Origin of the sequence: Lentzea sp. JNUCC 0626 (assembly GCF_043632865.1) — a bacterium.
In the GTDB taxonomy this organism is placed as follows: domain Bacteria; phylum Actinomycetota; class Actinomycetes; order Mycobacteriales; family Pseudonocardiaceae; genus Lentzea.
Genome location: NZ_CP171635.1, coordinates 9,232,128 through 9,254,186 on the forward strand (window position 1 = coordinate 9,232,128; position 22,059 = coordinate 9,254,186).

Sequence of the window (22,059 nt, forward strand, 5' to 3'; positions counted from 1 at the left end):
AACCCAAGTGCCTCGACCTAACTGGAGGTCAAGCGCCGGTTGGCCAGCACCGGCAACACCTCACGAGCCTGCGCCACCACGTCGAGGTCCAGATCCACCACGGTGTCGGACACCTGCTCCGACAACTGCACCACGACGTTCCCGAACGGATCAGCCACCGTCGAGTACCCGATCCCGGTAGGAGCCGAAGACCCGAGATCCCCGGGATAAGCCTGCCCACAGGCGACGACGAACGAAGTGCAGTCCAATGCCCTAGCCCGAACCAGCAGCTCCCACTGCTCCTTCTTCCCAGGCCCGGCACCCCAGGAAGCCCCGACCAGCACGGCGGCGGCACCACGATCCGCCAACGCCCGGAAGAGCTCGGGAAAGCGGATGTCGTAACAGGTGGCCACGCCCAGCGTGACCCCGTCCACCTCGAAGACCACCGGCGACGATCCAGGCGCGACCGTCCGCGACTCCTGGAACCCGAACGCGTCGAACAGGTGGATCTTGTCGTACCCGACGTGCAGATCGGGCCCGGTCACCAGCATCGTGTTCGTCACCCGGTCACCGGAAGGCGTGAACATCCCGGCCACGACCACGACGTCGTGCGCCGCGGCGATCTCGTGCACAGCCGACGCCCAAGGCCCGTCCAACGGTTCGGCGACAGGCCCCAAAGGCACCCCGAACCGGCACATCGTCGCCTCGGGCAGCACCACGACCCGCGCGCCCTCGGCCCGGCGCACCGCGTCCCTCACCAGCTCCAGGTTGGAGCGGGGATCGGTGGTCGAGCTGATCTGACTCACGGCGATGCGCATGGGGATCACTGTAGGGTCCGACTCGTGCGTTCCCCACTGCTCCTAGTCGTGTTGCTGGCCGTCGCGGGCTGCACCGAGACCGCCACGCCCCGCCCGGACGGTGGGTCGAACGGCACCTCGATCGTGCTGGCCGACCGCGACGAGCCCACCACGCTGAACCCGCTGCTCGGGTACGGCGCGCAGGGCGTGTCCAAGATCTACGACGGCCTCGTCGAGCACCGCCAGGACGGCTCGCTGACCCCGAAGCTCGCGGCCGATCTGCCCGAACCGGCGGCGGACGGGCTGAGCTGGACGGTCAAGCTGCGCGGCGACGTCAAGTTCACCGACGGCAGCACGTTCGGGGCCGAGGACGTCGTGGCCACGTACACCGCGGCGTTGCAGACGACGGTCAAGGAGCGCTTCAGCACCCTCAAGAGCGTCGAGCAGGTCGACCCGTCCACGGTGCGCTTCACCCTGACGCAGGTGCACGCCGCGTTCCCGCACCTGCTCGTGCTCGGCGTCCTGCCCAGTGAGCAGGCGAACCCGAACGGCCAGCCCGTCGGCACCGGGCCGTACAAGGTCACCGAGTGGAAGAAGGGCGACCGGCTGCTGCTGGAGGCCAACGACGGGTACTTCGGCGGTGCGCCGAAGATCAAGAAGGTGTCGGTCGTGTTCGTCACCGACGACAACCAGCGCGCGCGCCGCATGCAGGACGGCGAGTTCGACGGCACGGTGCTGCCGCCCAAGATCGTCACCCAGTTCGCCGGCAAGTCCGGTCTCCAGGTCCAGTACCACCGCAGCGCCGACTACCGCGCCGTGCGGTTGCCCGCGGCCAACCCCGTGACCGGCAACGCCGCCATCCGCCTGGCGCTGAACTTCGCCGCGAACCGCCAGGGCATGATCGACAGCCTGCTGGAGGGCAAGGGCACCATCGCGTACACGCCCGTGCCGGACGCGCTGGCCGAGGAGTTCGACACGACCGCGAAGTTCCGGTTCGACAAGACCGAGGCGGCCCGCCTGCTCGACGTCGGCGGCTGGGTGCCCGGCGCGGACGGCATCCGGGTGCGCGAGGGCGTCGCGGCCCGGTTCACGCTGATGTACCCGCTGGGTGACGACCTGCGCGCCGACCTCGCGACGGCGTTCGCGGCCGACGCCAAGGCCGTGGGCGTGGACGTGCAACTCGCCGGACTGTCGTGGGAGGCGATCCGGCCGCGGATGGCGCAGGACGCGCTGCTGTACGGCGAGGGGTCGCCGTTCGACCCCGACCTGATGCTCTACGACCTGCGCGGCCAGGGCAGTCCCGCCGCCGACGCCGCGCTGGAGAACGGCCGCAGGCTGAACGACCCGGCGCAGCGGGCCGTGGCGTACAAGCTCTTCCAGCAGGCGTTCGTCGCGGCCCCGTCGATGGCGGTGCTGGTGTTCCCGGAGCACGCGTACGTCCTGCGCGACTCGTGGAACGGCTACCAGCCCGTGGTCGACCCGAACTCCTACGGCGCGCTGGCCTGGGGTCCGTGGTGGAACCTGGAGAAGTGGGAGCCTAAGTAGTCCTGGCGTTGATCTCGCGGACGGCGCGGTCCGGGTCGTCCGCCCAGAACTCGACGCGCTCGACCTGCTTCGCGCCCGTCTTGCCGAGGTCCACGAGCTGCGGCTCGCGGAACGGCACCGACACGTTCGTCCTGGTCAGGGACTGGATGACGAGGGCGTCGCCGATCACCTCGACGCTGCGCTGACCCTTGTGGGTGCGCTCGGCGACCTGGGCCGCGCCGAGGTCCGCCGTCGGGATGCGCCAGTCGAAGAACCCCAGCTGACGCAGCCGCAGCTCGTCGTCCGAGACGGTGTGCGGCTGCTTCGTCAGCACGTAGAGAGCGCCCACACACACGACGGCGTTCAGCGCGCCCAGCACGCACAGCGTGATGAGCAGCCACGGGATGTCGAGTCCGAACGCGACGAGCGCGATCCCGACCGCCGTGATGATCAGGAACCGCACGTACCGCGGCTTCATGCGCTTGCCGTAGGGGATCTCCACCATGGCTGTGAGCCTATTTTCGCAGCGCGCGAACCATGCCGTCGGGGTCGTCGGTCCAGAACTCGATCTTGGTCACGTCGTGCGCGCCCCGGCGGCCGAGGTCGATCTCCTGCGCTGTGCTGAGGCGCACCGAGACGTTGGTGGAGTTGGAGACCTCCAGCACGAGCGTGCCGTCCACAACGGACCGGGTCTTGCTCAGCATCCGGCTCGTCGTGCCCTGCGAGACGCTTTCGACGGCGGTCAGCGGGATGCGGTACTCGAACTCCCGCGCGTACCGCAGCCACAGGTGTTCGTCGTCGACCTCGTGCTTGAACTTGTAGAGCATCCAGAGTTGGTAGCCGAGCAGCAACGCGCTCAGCACCCCGAACGCGAGGAGCACCGCGCGCAGCCAGAACCACGGCACGATGAGTTCTACGAGAAGGATTTCCAGTGGTGTCACCACGAGGAAAACCCACAGGAAAGGTCTGACCTGAGCGCTGTACCCGAACGTGCGATCCCCCATGCACTCGATGGTGGCACAGTGGGGTGAGTGAGCGATCTGATCTTCTTGGACAGCGCCGGTTCCTCGATCCCTCCCGCGCCGGTCGTGGACGAGGTGATCGGCCATCTGCGGCGGGAAACCGAGATCGGCGGCTATCGTGCCGCGGCGGAACGGCGGGACGACCTGGAAGCGGGATACGGCGTTCTCGCCGACCTCTTCGGGTGTCAGCCTTCCGAGGTCGCCTTCACGGACAGTGCGACTCGATCATGGTTGGCGGCCTTCGACGCGGTGCCCCTGTCGGCCGGAGACCGAATTCTCGTCACCGAGGTTGAATACGCTGGCAATGCGATCCCGGTACTGCGTCGAGCGGCGGAGGCCGGGGCGGTCGTCGAGGTCATCCCGTCCGACGTGCACGGGCAGGTCGATCTCGGCGCCCTGAACCTTGACAACCGAGTCAAGCTGATCTCGCTCGTGCACGTGCCGACGAACGGCGGCCTGATCAACCCGGTCAACGACATCACAGCGGCGGCTCGTGAGGTCGGTGCGCTGGTGTTGCTCGACGCCTGCCAGTCGACCGGTCAACTGGACCTGCGCGGGCTCGACTACGACATGCTGGCCTGCACCGGCCGCAAGTGGCTGAGAGGCCCGCGCGGTACCGGCGCCCTCGTCGTGCGCGACGAGGTGCGGGAGCGGCTCCACCCACGCCTGGTGGACCTGCACAGCGGCTCGTGGACGGGTCCTCAGGAGTACTCGCTGCGCTCGGATGCCCGCGTTTTCGAACTGTGGGAGTGCAGCATCGCCGACCGGCTCGGCATGATCGCGGCCGCGCGTCACGCCCTGGAGATGGGGCTCGACGTGATCGAGGCCGAGGTCGCCGACCGCGCCAAGCGCTTGCGCGAGGGGCTCGCCGCCATCCCCGGCATCACCGTGCGCGATCTCGGTGAGCGGCAGTCGGGCATCGTCACCTTCACGTCGGAGCGTGTGCCGGCGATGGAGTTGAAGGACCGGCTGTGGCAGGCCGCCGTCGCCGTGACGGTGTCGCAGGCCGGGTCGACGTTGCTCGACATGACCCGGCGGGGCCTGGGCGAAGTAGTGCGGGCATCCCCGCACTACTTCGTCACTCACGCCGAGATCGACCAGGCGCTGGAGATCATCGAGCAGATCGTCAGCAGGACACGTTGATGACCCGCTTCACGCAGTCCGAGTAGCCGACGAACATGTCGACGGCGCGGTCGTTGCGGCTCGTCTGGGCCGCGATGACCGTGTCCCGCGGGTAGAAGCCGTTGAGGCCGCCGCTGCTCGGGTACATCTCGAAGGTGTAGGACCAGATCTTGTGCTGGCCCCACATCCAGTCGTCGATGCTGCCGTCGGTGATGTACAGGTCGCTCGCCTGCTCCGGCGTGTAGCCGTTGGTGGCGGCCATCTGCTGGCCGAGCGTGCGGAACGCGCGTTCCTCGGTCGCGTCGAGACCCGGCGCGGTGTTCGCGGTGGTGTAGCCGAAGGGCCACAGCACGAGTTCCGAGAACGAGTGGAAGTCGATGTTCGTCTTGATCTGCTGAACACCGCCGACCACGCGCGAGTCCACGAAGTTCTTGATGGCCGTGGTCTCCGGAGCGGAGAACGCCGACGGGCCCCGGTAGGTGTCCGAGGTCGTGCTGCCGCTGGAACCGCCGCAGCAGCCCCACTTGTAGCCCCAGTTGCGGTTGAGGTCGGTGCCGTTGCCCTGGCGGTTCTTGCGCCAGCCGCGGAACGAACCCGTGGCGATGTCGTACTCGACGCCGTCCGGGTTGACCATCGGGACGAACCACACCTCGCGGCTGTCCACCAGGTTCTTGATGGCCGGCGTGGCGTAGTTGTCGGTGTAGCGCTTGATGATCTGCAGGCACTGCTCGACGGTGATGTGCTCACGCGCGTGCTGGTTGCAGGTGAAGATCACCTCGGGCTCCGCCTCGTCGGTCGCGACGTTGTCGCTGACCTTGAGGGCCCAGATGTCCCGGTTCTGCGCGCTCTTGCCGATGCTGCGGAGGCTCGCGAGCGTGGGGTGGTCGCGCACGGTCTGCTGGAGTTCGGCGGTCGTCTCCGCGAAGTTGTGGTAGCCCGCGTAGCCGGACGGGAAGTCCTGCGTGCCGATCTGGCCCGGCTGCGGGTCGGCGAAGTCGACCTTGCCGAGTGCCTTGAGCTCCTTCTCGAAGTCGCCGACGTACTTGATCGGCAGTCCGGTGGCCTGCAGGGCCCGGTACTGCGCCTTGTCCGCGACGACCGAGACGGTCGTGAGCTTCACCGCACCGAGCACGTCGACGCCGCTCTGGGCGATCTTGGTGCGTTCGGCCGACGTGTTCGCGGTGATTTCCAGCAGGTAGCGGCCCGAGTCGGCCGTGCTGGGCGTCGCCATGCCCGCGACCAGCACGGGCAGGCACAGCGCGAGCATCGCGGCGATCTTGCCGCGGCGCTTGGTGAACATGGGTCCTCCATCATCAGCAGGGGTTTGCGACGGAGATGTGCTCGACCGAGCGTGGCCGGGGCGTCACAGGCTGAGTAGCGCCGATAGCGGGCTGACCGTTGACAGATTTCTGCAGGAACTAGGCTGTAAGTCATGCTCAACCGCATCGACCTGCGAGGTCGCACCACGACTCCCGCTCAGTTGCGCGCTGTTGTCCCGCGCGCCGAGGTGGACGTGGACGCGGTTCTGCATCATGTGCGGCCTTTGGTGGACGCGATCGCCGAACGCGGAGTCGAAGCGGCGCTGGAGTACACCGAGAAGTTCGACGGTGTTCGTCCTGCTTCTGTCCGTGTGCCCGCTTCGGAGATTTCGTCCGCTTTGTCCTCGTTGGACCCGGCCGTCCGCGAGGCGCTGGAAGAGGTCATCGTGCGCACCCGCAAGGTGCACGCCGACCAGAAGCGCGTCGACACGACCACTCAGGTGGTGCCCGGCGGCACGGTCACGGAGCGGTGGGTGCCGGTCGCCCGCGTCGGCCTCTACGCGCCCGGTGGTCTGGCCGTGTACCCGTCGACGGTCATCATGAACGTGGTGCCCGCGCAGATCGCCGGCGTCGAGTCGCTGGTCGTCGCGTCGCCGCCGCAGGCCGAGTTCGGCGGCCTGCCGCACCCGACGATCCTCGCCGCCGCCGCGCTGCTCGGCGTCGACGAGGTGTGGGCCGTGGGCGGCGCCCAGGCCGTGGCGTTGCTGGCGCACGGAGGCGTGGACACCGACGGTGCCGAACTGGCCCCGGTCGACGTCGTCACCGGTCCCGGCAACATCTACGTGACGGCGGCCAAGCGGTTGCTGCGCGGGCTGATCGGCATCGACTCCGAGGCAGGGCCGACGGAGATCGCGATCCTGGCCGACTCGTCGGCCGACCCGGTGCACGTGGCCGCCGACCTGATCAGCCAGGCCGAGCACGACCCGCTGGCGGCGTCGGTGCTGGTGACGGACTCCGTCGAACTGGCGGACGCGGTGGACGCCGAGCTGGAGCGCCAGGTCGGCGCGACCAAGCACACCGAGCGCATCCGCACGGCGTTGGGCGGCAGGCAGTCCGGCACCGTGCTGGTGTCCACTGTGGACGAAGGCGTCCGCGTGGTCGACGCGTACGCGGCCGAGCACCTGGAGATCCAGACGCGCGACGCGCGTGAGGTGGCGGCGCGGATCCGGTCCGCCGGCGCGATCTTCGTCGGCGCGCACTCGCCGGTGTCGCTCGGCGACTACTGCGCCGGCTCGAACCACGTGCTGCCGACCGCCGGGTGCGCGCGGCACTCGTCGGGGCTGTCGGTGCAGACGTTCCTGCGCGGCATCCACGTGATCGACTACTCCGAGGAAGCGCTGCGGGAGGTCGCGGACAAGGTCGTCGCGCTGGCCAACGCGGAAGACCTGCCCGCGCACGGGCAGGCAGTGACAGCGAGGTTCTCTCGATGAAGCCAGTGATCGGCGCACGGGTGGAGCTGTCGGACCTGCCCCTGCGCGAGGACCTGCGCGGCCGCACGCCCTACGGTGCGCCGCAGCTCGACGTCCCGTACCGCTTGAACACCAACGAGAACCCGTACGAGCCGACGGACGCGCTCGCCGCCGACGTCGTCGCGGCGGTGGCCGAGATCGCGGGCGAGCTGCACCGGTACCCGGACCGCGACGCGGTGGCGTTGCGCGACGACCTGGCCGCGTACCTGAGCGAGGCCACGTCGGTGCCGCTCACGTCCGAGAACGTGTGGGCTGCCAACGGGTCCAACGAGATCCTCCAGCAGATCCTGCAGGCGTTCGGCGGTCCCGGCCGGGTGGCGCTGGGCTTCGAGCCGTCGTACTCGATGCACCCGATCATCGCGGCGGGCACGCGCACCGAGTGGTCGCCGACCCCGCGCCGTGCCGACTTCTCGCTGGACGTGGAGAAGGCCGCGGCGCTGATCGCGGAGACGAAGCCGGACGTCGTCTTCGTGACGTCGCCGAACAACCCGACGGGCCAGTCGATCCCGCTGGAGGACCTGCGCCTGCTGATCGCCTCCACGACCGGCATGATCGTGGTGGACGAGGCGTACGCGGAGTTCTCCCCGCAGGAGAGCGCGATCAAGCTGCTGGACGAGTTCGGCTCGCGGCTGATCGTCTCGCGCACCATGTCGAAGGCCTTCGCGTTCGCCGGCGGCCGTCTCGGCTACCTGGCGGCGGCCCCGGCCGTGGTGGACGCGCTGCAGCTGGTGCGCCTGCCGTACCACCTCTCGGCCCTGACCCAGGCGGCCGCGCGCGCCTCGCTGCGCCACGCCTCGGAGACCCTGGGCTCGGTGGCGAAGCTCGCCGCCGAACGCGACAGGGTGTCCGCGGCGCTGACGGACCTGGGCTTCCAGGTGGTGCCGTCGGACGCGAACTTCGTGCTGTTCGGCTGGTTCGAGAACGCACGTGAGGTCTGGAAGTCCTATTTGGACCACGGCGTGCTCATCCGGGACGTCGGAATCACGGGTCACCTGCGGGTGACCGTCGGAACGCCCGAGGAGAACGACGCGTTCCTCGCGGCCAGCAAGGAGGTCAGCCGGTGAGCCGTGTAGGCAAGGTGGAGCGCACCACCAGGGAGTCGTCGGTCTACGTCGAGATCGACCTCGACGGCACCGGCCAGGTCGAGATCAGCACGGGAGTGCCGTTCTACGACCACATGCTGACGGCGTTCGGCGTGCACGGCAGCTTCGACCTGATCGTCCGGGCCACCGGCGACACGCACATCGACGCCCACCACTCGGTCGAGGACATCGCCATCGTCCTGGGCCAGGCCCTGCGCGAGGCGCTGGGCGACAAGAAGGGCATCCGCCGCTTCGGCGACTGCTGGATCCCGATGGACGAGACCCTCGCGCACGCGGCGGTGGACGTCTCGGGCCGCCCGTACACCGTGCACAAGGGCGAGCCGGAGCAGTTCAACAGCTTCGTCATCGGCGGCAACTACCCGTTCGTGCTCAACCGGCACGTCTTCGAGTCGCTCGCCTTCCACGCCCAGATCGCCCTGCACGTGCGGGTCGAGTACGGCCGCGACCCGCACCACATCGCGGAAGCCGAGTACAAGGCCATCGCCCGCGCCCTGCGCACGGCGACCGAGCCCGACCCGCGCGTCGGCGGCATCCCGTCGACCAAGGGCGTGCTCTGATGCCGAAGGAAGTCGTCGTCATCGGCCTGCTGGCCCTCGCGGGCTTCCTGGCCGGTGGCGTCTACACCACCTGGAAGACCGCCAAGTTCCTGGCGATCATCCTGCTGGTGCTGACGGTCGTGGCCGTCGGCGGCGCCGTCCTCTGGCTGCTCTAGGACTTGCGGGCGAGGACCCAGTGGAACGCCACCGGGCCCGGCTCGTGCATGGTCACCAGGTCGTCGACGACGATCTCCAGGTGCGCGGCGAGCAGCGCCCGGTTCTGCTCGGGCGTGTTGCTGCCGAAGAACATGTCCACGCCGAGCCAGGTCTCGGTGACGTCCGGCGTGCCGGTGCCGAGCGAGGCGAGGAACAGGCCGCCGGGCTTCAGCCAGCCCGCGATCTTCGCGAGCAGCGCGGGCTGTTCGGCGCGCGGCACGTGCAGGATCGAGTAGAACGCGGCGATGCCGTCGAACGAGCCCTCCGCGAAGTCGAGCGCGGTCATGTCGGCCTTCTCGAACCGCGCGCCCGGCACGTTCGCGCGGGCTAGATCGATCTGCCGCTGGGACAGGTCGACGCCGAGCAGGTCGTGCCGTTCGGCGAGCTTGCGGCCGCACGGCACGCCCGCGCCGCAGCCGAGTTCGAGGACCTTCGCGCCGTCGGGCAGGCGTTCGTCGAACTCGGCGAGGTAGCGCAGTCGCGGGTCGTCGGCGATCTGGGCGGACCAGTGGACGTACCGCTCCGCGATGACGTCGTAGCCGGCTTCGACGATGTGCTTCACGAGGTCCGAAGGTAGCGGGCGGGGACGTGCTGCGTGAGCCACACGCCGTTGGTGCTGAGCCGGAACTCGAGGCCGTCCGCGTGCATGGCGGCGGCGTCGACGACCAGGATCAACGGTCGCCCGCGTCGTGCGCCGACGCGGCGGGCGGTCTCGCGGTCGGGCGAGAGGTGCACGTCGTGACGTGACATCGGGCGCAGTCCGTCGCGCATGATGTCGTCGAGGTACTGCGCCACCGTGCCGTGGAACAGCTGCTCGGGCGGGACCGCCGTGGGCAGGCCGAGGTCGACCTCGACGCTGTGGCCCTGGTTGGCCCGGATGCGGTCGCCCACGACCGTGAAGCGGTTCTTGTCGTTGCGGGCGACGACCTCGAGCATGTCGGCCTCGGAGACGCCGAGCGCGTTCAGGAGATCGGCCACGGGCACCCAGCCGGCCGGATCGAGGGTGAGGCCGACGCGCTCGGGCTTGTGCCGGAGCGCCTTGGACATCCGCTTGGAGAGGCGGATCATTCTTTCGTCTTCCATTTGGCCACCAGCAAACCACAGCGAGTCCAGCGGTTTTGCGGTTTCTAGTCCGTGCCGCCCTCGAGCACCGGCTTGAGCTTGGGCGCGCCCGGCCCGTGCGACGCCTGCTCGTCGTCGATGTTCTGCAGCGCGCAGCTGCGCAGCGACAGGCAGCCGCACCCGATGCACCCGGTGAGGCGGTCGCGCAGCCGGTACAGCGCGTCGATCCGCGCGTCGAGTTCCGACTTCCACGAGCGCGAGAGGCGTTCCCAGTCGGACTTCGTCGGCGTGCGGTTGTCCGGGAGCTGGGCGAGAGCGTCGCGGACGTCCTCCAGGGTGAGGCCCACGCGCTGGGCGGTGCGGATGAACGCGAGCCGGCGCAGCACCGAGCGCAGGTAGCGGCGTTGGTTGCCCGCCGTGCGCACCGAGGCGATCAGGCCCCTGTCCTCGTAGAAGCGCAGCGCCGTGTGGGGCACGCCGCTGCGTTCGGCGACCTGGCCGATGGTCAGCATTTCCGGCAGCTTGCTCACCAGATCATGGTAACGGTCTTGACCTCCAGCATGGTCGAGGTTGAAGAGTTGGTGCCATGCAACGGATACCAGAGCTCTTCGCGAGGATGACCGGGGACGAGAAGCACGAGTGGGCTGCGGCCTCCACCATCGACGTGCTCTGGGTCCTCTACGACAAGGTCCTCAACGTCACACCCGCGACCGTCGACGACCCCGACCGCGACCGGTTCCTGCTCTCCAAGGGCCACGGCCCGATGGCGTACTACGCCGTCCTCGCCGAGAAGGGGTTCATCAAGGAGTCCATTTTGGACAACTGGACGTCGTGGGACAGCCCGCTCGGCCAGCACCCCGACCGGGTGCTCGTGCGCGGCGCGGAGATCAGCAGCGGCTCGCTCGGCCACGGCCTGCCGATCGCCGTCGGCACGGCCATCGGCCAGCGGATCGCGGGCAGCCGGGGCCGCACGTTCGTGCTGGTCGGCGACGGTGAGCTGGACGAGGGCAGCAACCACGAGGCCATCGCGGTGGCGGCACGGCGGGGCGTCTCGAACCTCACCACGATCGTGATCGACAACCAGTCCGCGATGTACGGCTGGCCCGGCGGCATCGCGCGCAGGTTCGCCGTCGAGGGCTGGCAGACGGCGGAGATCGACGGCCGCGACCACGAGGCGATCTTCGCCGCTCTGACCGCGCCGCACGACCGTCCGCACGCCGTAGTCGCCAAGGTGGAGAAGAGCTACTGATGACCAACATGCGCCAGGCCTTCGTGAAGACGGTCAACGACGAGATCGCCGCCGACCCGCGCATCGCCGTGGTGACCGCGGTGATCTCCAGCAACGAGTTCCCGCAGGAGAACGAACGCGTCGTGGACGTCGGCATCCGCGAGCAGACCATGGTCGGCGTGGCGAGCGGCCTCGCCCTGGCCGGTCTGCGCCCGGTCGTGCACAGCTACGCGCCGTTCCTGGTCGAACGGCCCTACGAACAGATCAAGCTCGACATCGGACACCAGGACGTCGGCGCGGTGTTCGTCAGCATCGGAGCGTCCTATGACGACCCGGCGTGGGGCCGCACCCACCAGTCACCCGCCGACGTGGCGTTGTTCGACACGCTGCCCGGCTGGACCGTGCACGTGCCCGGCCACCCGGACGAGGTCGTCCCGCTGCTGCGCCAGGCCCTCAAGGACGAGAACCGCGTCTACATGAGGCTTTCGCTGCGCGAGAACACGCGACCGCATCCCGTGGGCGAGGGATTCACAACCCTGAAACACGGCAAGCGCGGCGTCATCCTCGCCGTGGGCCCGATGCTCGACCGCGTCCTCGCGGCCGTCGAGTGCGAGAAAGCCGATGTCACCGTCCTCTACGCGGCGACGATCCGTCCGTTCGACTCCGACGGCCTGCGCAAGGCGGTGCAGGACACCGACCACGCCGACGTGATGGTGGCCGAGCCGTACCTCGAAGGAACTTCTTCTCATCTGATTTCGGAAACACTGCAACAAATTCCGCACCGTGTGCGTTCTATAGGCGTCAAACGACACGCAGAGCTCCGCAACTACGGCACGGCCGAAGACCATGACTCCGCTCATGATCTCGACGTGGTGGGGCTGGGGAGCGCTGTGCGGAGTTTCTTCAGGGGGTGAAGGAACATGTTCGCCATGGGGGATGACTGGACCGGCGCGCCTTCTCGCGCGGTTCGGCCGTGAGATCGGGGCACGATCAGGAAAGATCCTGATCGTGCCCAACCCACGTGTGGTCGTGTGGACCACTACCGATCCTGACCGCACGAGTGCGGAACTGAGCAAGCGCGCGGTCAGGCCTCGATTGCTGGTTCCCGTTCCGCACGGCACGTTCGTGCTCGGCCCTGAGCCGTACACGGCGGAGACGCTGATCGACGACCTGCGCATCGTCAAAGGCAGGCGGATCGGTCTCATGTGGACGGAGTCGACGGCGTGGCTCGTCTACTTCGACGGCGTGGCTCGTCTACTTCGACGGCGAGATCCGGGGGTGGAGGTTCGGCCCGGACGACTCGTTCGAGCCGGCGCCACCGCGGCGACTGCCGGGTACTTCCTGGACGCCCAGGCGCTGGTGCGGATCGACGGCGGGGAAGTCGACGATGCCCTTCCACACCACGAGAAGAAGTGGTGGGAGAGCTTCGTCGGCGAGCGCAACGGCATGCCCGACGCGCCGTGGGTCGACCCGCGACTGCCGTTCCTCGGCATGGCCGCGGGATCCGGTGTGCTCGTCTTCCTGCTGATGGCGCTCGAAATCCCGGTACTGATCACGGTTCCGGTGTGCGTGCTGCTGGCGTTCGTGCTGGTGTGGAACGGCGCCGCCAGTGCGGTGGTGTGGAGCCGTGTTCGTCGCACGGATGCGTTCCCGGTACGCGATGTTCTGGGCATGTCCGCATGGGCGCGCGAAGCCGACCAGGAATGATGTTGGTCGTGAGAATGCTGATCTGGACCCCGTTGAACGCCGCCGAGCTGCAGAAGGCCATGCACAGCGGCAACGTGGGCCCCGCGGCACTCGTCCCGGTGCAGTCCGGCACGGTGCTCCTGCCGCCGCCGGCCACGAAGCTCAACGAGGCCGCGTACATGACGAACCGGGTGCGCAAGATCGGGGGCGGCGCCGCGCTGGCCGTGTGGAACGACGACGCCGCGTTGCTCTACATGTTCACGACGTCGCTAGGCCGCGCCTCGATGTGGAGATCGCGCGAGGCCGTGCTGCGGCTGTCGGGGGAGGCCAAGCAGTCCGGGCCGATCGGCAGGGCGTTCGACCGCATGACCGCGGGCATGGTCGACCTGCGCGAGAAGGAGAAGTGGCAGCTCGACGCCATCGACAAGCTCACCGCGCTGTACCCGTCCGCGAGCCGCAAGGGCACGCTCGAACGCATCCGCGACTTCCGCAACGGCCGCGCGGCGATCCCCGACTTCTTCCGCGCCGCCGGGTTGTCGGAGGTCGCGCAGGTGGCCGAACTCACCGAGCAGGGCCGGGCGGACGCCGTGCTGACCACGCTGGAGCCGCCGCGCGCGCAGCTGTGGCCGTTGGCGCTGATCTTCCCGCTGATGGTGGTCACGGCGCTGGTGACGGTCCTGCTGAACATTCCGGCGGTCGTCTACTACCTGATCGGCGCGTTGCTGCTGGCGTTGCTCGTCGGGTTGCTGGTGATGCTCCGGCGGCGGCTCGTGCGGACGAAACCGATCAACACGGTGTTGCCGGTCATCCCGGTGACCCAGGGTGCGGTTCCGACCGACTAACCTGGACGGCGTGGCACGTGTCGTCGTACTTGACTATGGCTCCGGCAACCTGCGCTCGGCCGAGCGCGCGCTCCAGCGGGTCGGCGCCGATGTCGAGGTGACGTCCGACCCCCGCGCCGCCCGTGAGGCGGACGGTCTCGTCGTCCCCGGCGTCGGTGCTTACGCGGCGTGCATGGAGGGCCTCAACTCGGTGCGCGGCGCCAGGATCATCGGCGCGCGCCTCGCCGGTGGCCGTCCGGTGCTCGGCATCTGCGTGGGCATGCAGATCCTGTTCGACCGCGGCATCGAGCACGGCGTGCTGACCGAGGGCTGCGGTGAGTGGCCGGGCACGGTCGAGCGGCTCGAAGCGCCGATCGTGCCGCACATGGGCTGGAACACCGTGCGCACGCCCGAGGGGTCGCAGCTGTTCGCCGGGCTGGACAAGGACACGCGGTTCTACTTCGTGCACTCCTACGGCGTGCGCCGCTGGGAGCTCGAGCCGGCCGACCACCTCAAGGCGCCGCTCGTGACGTGGGCCGACCACGCGGGCGACGAGTTCGTCGCGGCCGTCGAGAACGGTCCGCTGTGGGCGACCCAGTTCCACCCGGAGAAGTCCGGCGATGCCGGGGCGCACCTGCTGCAGAACTGGTTGACTACCTTGTCGTGATCACACGACTGCTGACGGTAGCCGCTGTGTCGGCTGCCTTCGTCGCCGTGCCTGGGGGCGCGCACGCCGCACCGGCACCGTTCCACGACTCCTTCGACGAGGCCGTGCACGCGGATCCGACCTACGGCCTCAACGACAACCTCGAGCAGCGCCAGGGCACCGGCGCCGTCACGTACAGCCGGGTGTCCGGCAAGCCTGATGACCCGACGGTGCCGCCGGCTTCGTCCGCGCAGGTCGACAACCCCCGGTACCGCGGGGCGCTGTCGCTGCACCACGGCACGACGGCGGTGCGGCTCGACGCGCCGTCCACCGGGTCGTCGATCTCGGCCCGGCTCACCCCGGTCGCGGGTGACCGCACGTCCGCCGACTGGTCCTCGATCGCGCTGGCGCGGTCGGCCAACAGCCGGGGTCATGTGTCCAATCAGGACATCGACCTCGGCTTCGTGTTGCGCGCCAACGGGGGCGTGGAGGTGTTCCAGGCCGGTCAGTCCGCAGTGGTGTTGCCGTCGTTCGCCGCGGCCAAGCGTGACGGCGCGTTCGACGTGACGCTCAAGCTCTCCGGCACCTCGCTCGACCTCTCGGTCAACGGCAAGCGCAAGACGGTGACGCTCGGCACGGAGGTGCCCACCTCGCGACTGTGGGTCTACCTCGGACGGCAGGCGAGCACCGACCAGACCGTCAGCCTCGTGGACGACCTGCGCATCGCCCAGCTCAACTCCGACGACCTGCGCAAACTTCCGGGTTCGCAGCTGCGCTACTACGGCTACTACGGCGCGCGGCTGAGCGCTGCCGGCGGCAACCACCTGCCGGAGGTGCGCGGCCGCAGCAACCTGAACCTGGTGCGGATCAACGACACCCGCGGCGCCGAGGTGCTGAAGGACTGCGCGCCCGCCGGGTGCCTCGTCGACGTGGCCGACGCGAACTGGTCGGTGCTCGCCGCCAAGGTGCGTCCGCGCCTCGACCGCGTCGCCGGGTTCGTGCTGTCCGGGCCTTCCTCGGCCGAGCAGGTCAAGAACACGTTCCCCGGCAAGAAAGTCGTGCTGATCGTGGAGGGCACCCGCGTCGACGACTCGTTCAGCGTGCCCGGCGCCGTCGACTGGGTCGGCTTCACCGAGCACTGCGCCGGCTACGAGGAGTTGGACGCGCGCATGGCGAAGCTCGCGGAGCGCGCGCCGGGCAAGGAGTTGTTCCTGCTGCCCGAGGCCGCGCCGCAGCCGGGGTGCGCGGACAGGTCCGATGCGGACCTCGAAAGCACCCAGTACCTCTACATGGCACTGGTGCAGCAGTACCCCGCGTTCGTCGGGATCCTGGTCTTCGGGCCGTGGACGGGCGTCGGACCTGCCGCAACCGGACCGGGCACGCCGCTGCCGTCCGCGTTCCCGCGGGCGACGGAGGCCCAGGAGCGCGTGGCCGCCCTCGTCCTCGGTGACGCTAGGCTGACCGCGTGACGTTCACACTCCTCCCCGCTGTTGACGTGGCCGACGGTCGTGCCGTCCGGCTCGTGCAGGGCGAAGCCGGTACCGAGACGAACTACGGCGAGCCGCTCGACGCGGCCCTGCAGTGGCAGCGCGACGGGGCGGAGTGGATCCATCTCGTCGACCTCGACGCGGCGTTCGGTCGCGGCTCCAACCGCGAGCTGATCGCCCGCGTCGTCGGCGAGCTCGACGTGAAGGTGGAGCTGTCCGGCGGCATCCGCGACGACGCCTCCCTGGAGGCGGCCCTCGCCACCGGCTGCGCGCGGGTGAACCTCGGCACCGCCGCGCTCGAGGACCCGGAGTGGTGCGCGAAGGCGCTGGCCGCGTACGGCGAGCAGATCGCCGTGGGCCTCGACGTCCGCATCACCGAGCAGGGGCACCGCGTGAAGGGCCGCGGCTGGACGTCGGACGGCGGTGACCTCTGGGAGGTCCTCGACCGGCTCGACCGCGACGGCTGCACCCGCTACGTCGTCACGGACGTGTCGAAGGACGGCACGCTCACCGGCCCGAACCTCGACCTGCTGCGCGAGGTCTGCGCCCGCACCGACGCCCCGGTCATCGCGTCCGGCGGCGTGTCCACTGTGGACGACCTGGTGGCCCTGTCCGCGCTGTCCCGGGACGGCGTCGAGGGTTCCATCATCGGCAAGGCCCTGTACGCCGGCGCGTTCACGCTCCCGGAAGCACTCGCTGCGGTCCGTTGACGACCGACTCGATGTGAGCGGCCGCGGCCGCGTGCGTCACACCCGTGTTGTGAAGCACGTCGGCCGCGGTCCCGTCGGCCTCCAGCAGCACCCCGAGCAGGATGTGCTCGGTGCCGATGAACATGTGCCCCATCCGCAACGCCTCGCGCACGGCCAGTTCGAGCGCCTTCTTGCAGTGCGTCGTGTACGGCTGCTTCTCCGGCCGTTGCTTGGCCTCGGTGTCGAGCCGGTTGAGGGTCGCGATGCGCGTGCTGCCGTCGCCTGACTCCAGCTTCGCGATCGTCTTGGCCGCGAGCCCCGCCGACTCGTCGAGCAATCCGAGCAGCAGGTGCTCCGTCCCGATCCGCTCGCTGAACCGCGCGTGGTGCCGCGCCAGCGCGATGACCCGCCGCGACCGCTGCGTGTAGCGCTCCATCGTCGGCTTGCCGAGCTCCGGCGACTCCTTCGGCACGAACCGCTTCTGCGCCGCCTGCTTCGTGACGCCGAGGCTCTCCCCGATCTCGGCCCAGCTCGCCCCACCGCGCCGCGCCTCGTCCACGAAGTGGCCGATCAGGTGGTCGCCGAGCTCGTTCAGCTGACCGCTCATCTCGACGGCCTTCGCCAGGCGCACGAGAGCGTCGTCGGCCTCCTGGGCGACGGTGACGATGAGGTCGGTCAACTGGATCATCCGTCAACTCTAGGTTGACATTGATTCGCCGGTCAACCTCGGGTTGACGCATCGCGATCAACGTTGACTCAACATGGACAACCGCCGATCAACGTTGACGTGCCTGGTCAACGTTGATGATGACAACGTTGTCTTCGGTGCGCAAACCTTTGGCACGTCCAGGTTGACGACCCGCGTCAACGTTGATTTGACGGAGTCAACGTTGAGTCGACGTTGACCAGTCGACTCAACGTTGATCCGATGTTGACGACTCAACTCAAGCTTGATCGGCGCCCGCCGTGATGCGGATGCCGACCGATCCGGTCCGCCCGCGCCGTACCTTGCTGCCGAAGACCGTGACCCACCCGAACAGGCCGTACTTCTTCGAGATGCGCGCCCGCACGTCGTCGCTGGCGGCGTCGTCGAGCAGCACGGCGTGGGCCGGCACGGACGGGCCCTGGGGGTTGCCGCGGACGTCACACGGGCCGACCTCGACGGTCCCGCTGCGCCGGATGCGCTTGACCTTGCCGGTGTCCCGCGCGCTCCAGGCGTAGATCACGTCGTCGTTCTCGCCGCTCACGACCCAGACCGGCGTCGGTACGGCGGTCCCGTCCTTGCGGAACGTCGTCAGCAGCAGGTACTTGCCCTCGCCCAAGTCGCTGATCATGGCGCCGCAGCGTAGTCCTCCACGCGGGTTTCCCGGGGCTCCCCGGTAGGCTTTCGCGCATGTCAGTCGCGGTCCGTGTCATCCCCTGTCTCGACGTCGACCGCGGCCGGGTGGTGAAGGGCGTCAACTTCACCAACCTCGTCGACGCGGGCGACCCGGTCGAGCTCGCCAGGGCGTACGACGCCGAGGGCGCCGACGAGCTGACGTTCCTCGACGTGACGGCCAGCAGCGGCGACCGCGAGACGACGTTCGACGTGGTCCGCCGCACCGCCGAGCAGGTGTTCATCCCCCTCACGGTCGGCGGCGGCGTGCGCAGCCCCGAGGACGTCAACAAGCTGCTCCGCGCGGGTGCGGACAAGGTCAGCCTCAACACCGCCGCCATCGCCCGCCCCGAACTCCTCAAGGAGTGCTCGGAGCGGTACGGCGCGCAGTGCATCGTGCTGTCCGTCGACGCGCGGCGCGTGCCCGGCGGCACCGGCTTCGAGGTCACCACCCACGGCGGCCGCAACGGCACCGGCATCGACGCCATCGCGTGGGCCGCGAAGGGCCAGGAACTGGGCGTCGGCGAGATCCTGCTGAACTCCATGGACGCCGACGGCACCAAGGCGGGCTTCGACCTCGAACTCCTCGAACTCGTCCGCCGCGAGGTGGACGTCCCGCTGATCGCGAGCGGTGGCGCGGGCGCGGTCGACCACTTCGCCCCGGCCGTCGCCGCGGGCGCCGACGCCGTGCTCGCCGCGAGCGTCTTCCACTTCGGCCAGCTCCGCATCAGCGAGGTCAAGGACGGCCTGCGCCAGGCGGGCGTCGTGGTGCGATGAAACCCGTCGAGGTGCGGGTCGCCTCGGCGGTCGCGCTCGGCGGCGCGCTGGTGTTCTTCGTCGTGGGCCTGATCATGTGGCGCACAACCGGGGACGCCGACGTGCTGAAGCTGCCGTCGTTCCTCGCGATCGTCGAGCTCCCGATCGCCGCGGCCCTGCTGCTGCGGCTGAGGTTCATGCACTACCCGGCGATGATCGTCTTCATCCTGGTGGCGCTGCTGCACCTCGTCATCGTGCTGGCCGACGGACCGGTGTGGGCCCGCGTCGCGTCCGGCGTGCTGTCCGCCGTGCACATCTACGGAGTGGTCCTGCTCAACACCGGACCAGCTCGTGAACACCTGGGAGGTCCCCGTTGAGCAGCCCGCTCGACCCCGCCGTCTCGCAACGCCTCAAGCGCACCGCGGACGGCCTCGTGTGCGCCGTGGCCCAGCAGCGCGGCACCGGTGAGGTGCTCATGGTGGCGTGGATGGACGACGAGGCGCTGCACCGCACCCTCACGACCCGTCGCGCGACCTACTACTCGCGCAGCCGCCAGCAGCTGTGGGTGAAGGGCGAGACGTCCGGCCACACCCAGTACGTGCACGAGGTGCGCCTGGACTGCGATGGCGACACGCTGCTGCTGACCGTCGACCAGCAGGGCGCGGCCTGCCACACCGGCGACCGCACGTGCTTCGACGCGACGGTCCTGCTCGCCGACGCCTGAGGGCCTACTTGCGGGCGCCCATCTCGGCGCGGAAGTCCCCGATGGTGTTCCGGGCGAGGGGGATGTCGACAGCCATGTGTTGCCGAGCGCGGGCAAGAACGACGACGCCGGCCGCCTCCCCGCGGTGCTCAGCGGATGCTGGCGGGCCGGGGTGGCGCAGATCTGACGGACTGAGCTCGTCGTGGAACACTTCGACGAGGGTCTGGCAGAAGATCAGGTAGCAGGCTGCTTCCGCACGAAGGTGCTCCAGTTCGGTGCGCGGTGGGCGGTCAGGTTCGGGCCAGATGTGCAGCGCGAGTTTCTCCAGCTCGACCAACTCGGTGCTGGCGACGGTTTGCAGATCGTGGATCAGTTCGTGCGGTTGACCAGGCTCGTCTTCGTCGGTCCGGGCAGCTCGTTTCGCGCTGTGTCCAAACGCGCGGACCTTGACGGTTAAGTCGCTGCGCACCAAAGCTTGGGTTACGTCGCCAAGCCGTGTGCATTGGTCATCGAGATCGTGCAAGGCGATTGCCACGCGCCCCAGGTCCCTTGGCAACCCTCCGGACAGGCAATGGCACAACCAGACGAACGGCTCGGGAATCCCCAACGCGCGTTGAGCGAGCCAGGTTTCCGACTCTTCGAGGGTGAACGGTTGAACATTGATCATGGTCGTGAACGCACTGTCGAAGGCGTCACGCGCAGGCATGCCGCGACGTTCGAACGCCGTGAGCGCGTCGTCTGACACGGAGACCAGGAAGAGGCAGCGGTTGACACCGAAGATCCCCTTGATCTCGTTGAGGAACCGGTGTGCGTCGTCAGGGTCAGAGATCTTGTCCAGCTCGTCGATGCCGATCACGATTCCGCTGAGGCCGGTGGGCTTGGCGCCGAGCACGTCGACAACGAGTTCGAGGAACTCGCGGAGCCGCGCCACGACCTCGGGATGAGTCCATGGTTGTTCGGTTCTCGCCAGCGACCTGCTGAGTCCGAAGTCCGTTCCCCTCGGGCCGCTCACCTTGCCCGACCATCCTTCGGTGTGCGTTTGCAGAAAGCGAATCCTGCGCAGGTGCTGCTCCGCGACCTTGCGCAACGCGACGTGGCTTGGAACGGGACGGATATAGGCGTTGCGAGTGCGGAACCAGCGCCAGAGCAAGCTCATGGTGCCCTTGGTCCCGCGCCAGATGAATCTGCGCACCACGGTCAGCAAAGCCGCCACGATCAAAGCTGCGCACAGTGCCAAGCCGGCGTGTCGCCGCTCCAGTTGGTGCAGCACAGCAATGGGGTCGGCCTGTGCGCTCAACGCGATTCGCGCGACTGCGTCTCGTGCTGCCTCAACGTCGGAGAACGCGCTCCAATGCCAAGGCAGTGCCAGTGTGTAGACGCCTGCCGCAAGTCCGAGAAGGACCATGACTTGTATGCCCCCGCGAGCCATGTCCGCCAACGACGCCCGGAGGCGTTGCGTGCGATGTAAGCGTCGCCACTCGCGTTGAGTTTCGGTCCCGCCGGACTCGTGCGCGTTCGCCAAGAAGTTCAACACTTCCCGGCAAACACGGCTGTGAATGTGCAGAGCGAAGTCCCTGGCGTCATAGCGCACGGGAGCACTGGTCATGATTCCGAGCATCGAGTGCTGTGGTCCATCGCTGAACTCGCCGCGGACGGCTCGTTCGACGATGGTGGTCTTGCCCGCGCCGCGCGTTCCCGCGAGCCCGATTGCCGAAGGCATCAAGCGGGCTACCTCGTGTGCGCACCTGTCTACCGCCGCTGTGCGCACAAGCGGAAGCAGATCGGGAGGCATCGTCAGACCACTCGCATCGCGCAGCCGTATGGCCAGCTCGAACGACGGCGTCGCCTGACGGTGCAGCCATTCCCTCAGTTCAGGGACGAGAACGTCGTCCCTGAGCTCGCGATGTTGTTTCGCCAGTCCGGTAGGTATCCAGAAGACCAGTCGAGCCTGTGTTCCGGCCCACCTGATCCATTGCCCTACCGTGGGCGGAAGTCCGTACCAAGCCAGGAACCAGACGGATGCGCAGATGGCGAACCAGCCGATCGTCTGGACGACTCCGGGGAGCCAGTAGCCGAGCAGTTCGACTACAAGTAGCCAACTGAGGAGGATCGCCGCCGCCGCTTGCAGAGCGTGTCGCTGTGGCAGCGTGAAGTTCCACTTCGATGGCCACAGCGGTGGCATTCCAGCCCTGTGCACGGCGGCGGCCCGCGTGCGGTTGGTCATCGGCTCGCAGGCTCGTCGGGCGCTGGCTCGTACCGCTGGGTCCAGCGCAACTCTGATCTTGACCATTTCCGGGTTCAGAGCGAGGCGCTTGATCTCGAATTCGAAGTCAGAACGTCTTACCAGCCGCGCGAGTGTGAACTCCATCGCGAGCCTGAGCCATTCGGAGTCCTCTTCGCTCTCCGCCACCGTGCCTCCCATGGCTGTTTGTCATCAAACGGCCATGGTTGCTGGTGCAGGTCGGGGAGTGAGGTGGATTCTGTCGGCTCCACCCATCCGGAGCAGGTCGTGACGCGGT

The 22,059-nt window shown here is 68.6% G+C and carries 26 protein-coding genes; 16 read left to right on the plus strand and 10 right to left on the minus strand.

The features are described from left to right. Positions 1-17: 17 nt before the first annotated feature. On the minus strand, positions 18-797 hold the full coding sequence (locus tag JNUCC0626_RS43360; RefSeq protein WP_394616431.1) for a carbon-nitrogen hydrolase family protein: 780 nt from the start codon (positions 795-797) through the stop codon (positions 18-20). Between the two features lie 24 nt (positions 798-821). On the opposite strand from JNUCC0626_RS43360, the gene JNUCC0626_RS43365 reads away from it, so the two are divergent. Further along, positions 822-2,321, plus strand: coding sequence for an ABC transporter substrate-binding protein (locus JNUCC0626_RS43365; RefSeq protein ID WP_394616432.1), 1,500 nt, complete (start codon positions 822-824; stop codon positions 2,319-2,321). On the opposite strand, the gene JNUCC0626_RS43370 is transcribed toward JNUCC0626_RS43365, so the two are convergent. Together JNUCC0626_RS43370 and JNUCC0626_RS43375 are read right to left on the minus strand one after the other, a co-directional pair. After that, positions 2,314-2,805, minus strand: a complete 492-nt coding sequence (locus JNUCC0626_RS43370; protein WP_394616433.1) for a hypothetical protein — start codon at positions 2,803-2,805, stop codon at positions 2,314-2,316. The genes JNUCC0626_RS43365 and JNUCC0626_RS43370 overlap by 8 nt on opposite strands. Before the next feature lie 10 nt (positions 2,806-2,815). Further along, entirely contained in the window at positions 2,816-3,304 is a 489-nt protein-coding gene (locus tag JNUCC0626_RS43375) for a hypothetical protein (protein ID WP_394616434.1), read from the minus strand. A gap of 27 nt (positions 3,305-3,331) precedes the next feature. On the opposite strand from JNUCC0626_RS43375, the gene JNUCC0626_RS43380 reads away from it, so the two are divergent. After that, on the plus strand, positions 3,332-4,465 hold the full coding sequence (locus tag JNUCC0626_RS43380; protein WP_394616435.1) for an aminotransferase class V-fold PLP-dependent enzyme: 1,134 nt from the start codon (positions 3,332-3,334) through the stop codon (positions 4,463-4,465). On the opposite strand, the gene JNUCC0626_RS43385 is transcribed toward JNUCC0626_RS43380, so the two are convergent. Further along, positions 4,449-5,744, minus strand: coding sequence for a M14 family metallopeptidase (locus JNUCC0626_RS43385; RefSeq protein WP_394616436.1), 1,296 nt, complete (start codon positions 5,742-5,744; stop codon positions 4,449-4,451). The genes JNUCC0626_RS43380 and JNUCC0626_RS43385 overlap by 17 nt on opposite strands. A 132-nt stretch (positions 5,745-5,876) precedes the next feature. Between JNUCC0626_RS43385 and hisD the strand changes: the two genes are divergently transcribed. Genes hisD through JNUCC0626_RS43405 form a run of 4 tightly spaced genes read left to right on the plus strand, consistent with a single transcriptional unit; the run spans position 5,877 to position 9,047 of the window. After that, positions 5,877-7,193 (plus strand): histidinol dehydrogenase, encoded by a 1,317-nt coding sequence (gene hisD / locus JNUCC0626_RS43390; RefSeq protein ID WP_394616437.1) that lies wholly within the window; start codon positions 5,877-5,879, stop codon positions 7,191-7,193. Next, complete coding sequence (locus JNUCC0626_RS43395; RefSeq protein ID WP_394616438.1) at positions 7,190-8,296, plus strand: histidinol-phosphate transaminase; 1,107 nt, start codon at positions 7,190-7,192, stop codon at positions 8,294-8,296. Before hisD ends, JNUCC0626_RS43395 begins: the two co-directional genes overlap by 4 nt. Next, positions 8,293-8,892: an imidazoleglycerol-phosphate dehydratase HisB gene (hisB, locus tag JNUCC0626_RS43400; protein WP_285638957.1), complete on the plus strand. Its 600-nt coding sequence runs from the start codon at positions 8,293-8,295 to the stop codon at positions 8,890-8,892. Before JNUCC0626_RS43395 ends, hisB begins: the two co-directional genes overlap by 4 nt. After that, positions 8,892-9,047 carry a hypothetical protein gene (locus tag JNUCC0626_RS43405; RefSeq protein WP_394616439.1) on the plus strand — a complete coding sequence of 52 codons (156 nt, stop codon included), beginning with the start codon at positions 8,892-8,894 and terminating at the stop codon, positions 9,045-9,047. The genes hisB and JNUCC0626_RS43405 overlap by 1 nt, the downstream gene beginning before the upstream one ends. Here the strand turns inward: JNUCC0626_RS43405 and JNUCC0626_RS43410 are convergent. Genes JNUCC0626_RS43410 through soxR form a run of 3 tightly spaced genes read right to left on the minus strand, consistent with a single transcriptional unit; the run spans position 9,044 to position 10,661 of the window. Beyond that, positions 9,044-9,649: a class I SAM-dependent methyltransferase gene (locus tag JNUCC0626_RS43410; protein ID WP_394616440.1), complete on the minus strand. Its 606-nt coding sequence runs from the start codon at positions 9,647-9,649 to the stop codon at positions 9,044-9,046. The genes JNUCC0626_RS43405 and JNUCC0626_RS43410 overlap by 4 nt on opposite strands. After that, positions 9,646-10,170: an RNA 2'-phosphotransferase gene (locus tag JNUCC0626_RS43415; protein ID WP_394616441.1), complete on the minus strand. Its 525-nt coding sequence runs from the start codon at positions 10,168-10,170 to the stop codon at positions 9,646-9,648. Before JNUCC0626_RS43415 ends, JNUCC0626_RS43410 begins: the two co-directional genes overlap by 4 nt. A gap of 44 nt (positions 10,171-10,214) precedes the next feature. After that, the gene (gene soxR / locus JNUCC0626_RS43420) at positions 10,215-10,661 is read right to left on the minus strand and encodes a redox-sensitive transcriptional activator SoxR (protein ID WP_394622232.1); all 447 of its coding nucleotides are present in this window, start codon (positions 10,659-10,661) and stop codon (positions 10,215-10,217) included. A gap of 74 nt (positions 10,662-10,735) precedes the next feature. On the opposite strand from soxR, the gene JNUCC0626_RS43425 reads away from it, so the two are divergent. The 7 genes from JNUCC0626_RS43425 (at position 10,736) to priA (ending at position 16,727) form a co-directional block, all read left to right on the plus strand. Next, a complete protein-coding gene (locus JNUCC0626_RS43425; protein WP_394616442.1) occupies positions 10,736-11,398 on the plus strand; it encodes a thiamine pyrophosphate-dependent enzyme in 663 nt (220 codons plus the stop codon). After that, a complete protein-coding gene (locus JNUCC0626_RS43430; RefSeq protein WP_394616443.1) occupies positions 11,398-12,291 on the plus strand; it encodes a transketolase family protein in 894 nt (297 codons plus the stop codon). The genes JNUCC0626_RS43425 and JNUCC0626_RS43430 overlap by 1 nt, the downstream gene beginning before the upstream one ends. A gap of 94 nt (positions 12,292-12,385) precedes the next feature. Next, positions 12,386-13,084 carry a hypothetical protein gene (locus tag JNUCC0626_RS43435; RefSeq protein ID WP_394616444.1) on the plus strand — a complete coding sequence of 233 codons (699 nt, stop codon included), beginning with the start codon at positions 12,386-12,388 and terminating at the stop codon, positions 13,082-13,084. 8 nt (positions 13,085-13,092) lie between these two features. Continuing rightward, a complete protein-coding gene (locus tag JNUCC0626_RS43440; RefSeq protein WP_394616445.1) occupies positions 13,093-13,905 on the plus strand; it encodes a hypothetical protein in 813 nt (270 codons plus the stop codon). 10 nt (positions 13,906-13,915) lie between these two features. Continuing rightward, a complete protein-coding gene (gene hisH / locus JNUCC0626_RS43445) occupies positions 13,916-14,551 on the plus strand; it encodes an imidazole glycerol phosphate synthase subunit HisH (protein WP_394616446.1) in 636 nt (211 codons plus the stop codon). Beyond that, the gene (locus tag JNUCC0626_RS43450) at positions 14,548-15,999 is read left to right on the plus strand and encodes a hypothetical protein (RefSeq protein ID WP_394616447.1); all 1,452 of its coding nucleotides are present in this window, start codon (positions 14,548-14,550) and stop codon (positions 15,997-15,999) included. The genes hisH and JNUCC0626_RS43450 overlap by 4 nt, the downstream gene beginning before the upstream one ends. Beyond that, complete coding sequence (gene priA, locus JNUCC0626_RS43455) at positions 15,996-16,727, plus strand: bifunctional 1-(5-phosphoribosyl)-5-((5-phosphoribosylamino)methylideneamino)imidazole-4-carboxamide isomerase/phosphoribosylanthranilate isomerase PriA (protein ID WP_382439883.1); 732 nt, start codon at positions 15,996-15,998, stop codon at positions 16,725-16,727. The genes JNUCC0626_RS43450 and priA overlap by 4 nt, the downstream gene beginning before the upstream one ends. Here priA and JNUCC0626_RS43460 read toward each other — a convergent pair. Continuing rightward, complete coding sequence (locus JNUCC0626_RS43460; protein WP_394616448.1) at positions 16,693-17,394, minus strand: Clp protease N-terminal domain-containing protein; 702 nt, start codon at positions 17,392-17,394, stop codon at positions 16,693-16,695. The genes priA and JNUCC0626_RS43460 overlap by 35 nt on opposite strands. A 256-nt stretch (positions 17,395-17,650) precedes the next feature. Further along, positions 17,651-18,040 carry a PPOX class F420-dependent oxidoreductase gene (locus JNUCC0626_RS43465; protein WP_394616449.1) on the minus strand — a complete coding sequence of 130 codons (390 nt, stop codon included), beginning with the start codon at positions 18,038-18,040 and terminating at the stop codon, positions 17,651-17,653. 59 nt (positions 18,041-18,099) lie between these two features. On the opposite strand from JNUCC0626_RS43465, the gene hisF reads away from it, so the two are divergent. Genes hisF through hisI form a run of 3 tightly spaced genes read left to right on the plus strand, consistent with a single transcriptional unit; the run spans position 18,100 to position 19,561 of the window. Then, positions 18,100-18,858 (plus strand): imidazole glycerol phosphate synthase subunit HisF, encoded by a 759-nt coding sequence (gene hisF / locus JNUCC0626_RS43470; RefSeq protein ID WP_394616450.1) that lies wholly within the window; start codon positions 18,100-18,102, stop codon positions 18,856-18,858. Continuing rightward, positions 18,855-19,214 carry a hypothetical protein gene (locus JNUCC0626_RS43475; protein ID WP_394616451.1) on the plus strand — a complete coding sequence of 120 codons (360 nt, stop codon included), beginning with the start codon at positions 18,855-18,857 and terminating at the stop codon, positions 19,212-19,214. The genes hisF and JNUCC0626_RS43475 overlap by 4 nt, the downstream gene beginning before the upstream one ends. Next, on the plus strand, positions 19,211-19,561 hold the full coding sequence (hisI, locus tag JNUCC0626_RS43480) for a phosphoribosyl-AMP cyclohydrolase (RefSeq protein ID WP_394616452.1): 351 nt from the start codon (positions 19,211-19,213) through the stop codon (positions 19,559-19,561). Before JNUCC0626_RS43475 ends, hisI begins: the two co-directional genes overlap by 4 nt. Positions 19,562-19,565: 4 nt before the next feature. Here hisI and JNUCC0626_RS43485 read toward each other — a convergent pair whose 3' ends face one another. Then, on the minus strand, positions 19,566-21,950 hold the full coding sequence (locus JNUCC0626_RS43485; protein ID WP_394616453.1) for a hypothetical protein: 2,385 nt from the start codon (positions 21,948-21,950) through the stop codon (positions 19,566-19,568). Positions 21,951-22,059: the final 109 nt, after the last annotated feature.